Raw genomic sequence first — 699 nt, forward strand, 5'->3', positions numbered from 1 at the left:
CGGTACATCGCTCGCACCGTGCAGAACCAGTGGGATATCTACGACTTCACGAATTTCAGCCAGACGCTGGAAGTCAATTTTCGGACGTTTAGTGTAAAGCCCATGAGCGGTGCCGATGGCAACCGCCAGGCTGTCGATTCCGGTAAGTTCTACGAAGCGGCGTGCTTCTTGTGGATCGGTAAGAAAGGCGCTTTCTTCATCCACATCCATATCGTCTTCTACACCGCCCAGGCGACCTAATTCAGCTTCGACGCTGCAATCATTACGGTGACAAAAATCGACTACTGATTTCACCAGCCGCACGTTTTCTGCCAGCGGGAAGTGACTGCCATCAATCATGGCGCTGCGCACGCCAGCATTCACTTTGCGGCTGATATCGGCCAGCGATTCATGGTGATCCAAATGCAGCGCCAGCGGCATGTCGTAGCTTTCGGAGTAGGCTTCACACAGCGCGTAGATCTCTTCAAACGCGATATGTTTAAAGGTGCCGGGTGTGCCCGCAAGAATGACCGGAGACTGCATCTCTTTGCAGACTTCCAGAATCGCCTGGATAGTTTCGGCGTTATGAATATTAAACGCAGGTACGGCGTAGCCTCGAGCCTGTGCATCTTGCAGAAGATATTTAGTGGAAATAATACTCATGTTGTAATCCTCTCAGCCTTTCCACGGATGAATAATCACACCTTTCACAACACGGTT

General features: G+C 51.1%; 1 protein-coding gene. It reads right to left on the bottom strand.

Annotation, left to right across the window (positions count from 1 at the left end; genetic code table 11):
• Window positions 1-642: ketose-bisphosphate aldolase (locus D6029_RS21040; RefSeq protein ID WP_120066636.1), on the bottom strand; the 642-nt coding region annotated here is incomplete at its 3' end.
• Between the last annotated feature and the right edge of the window lie 57 nt (window positions 643-699).

It is taken from the genome of Buttiauxella izardii, assembly GCF_003601925.1.
GTDB lineage: Bacteria > Pseudomonadota > Gammaproteobacteria > Enterobacterales > Enterobacteriaceae > Buttiauxella > Buttiauxella izardii.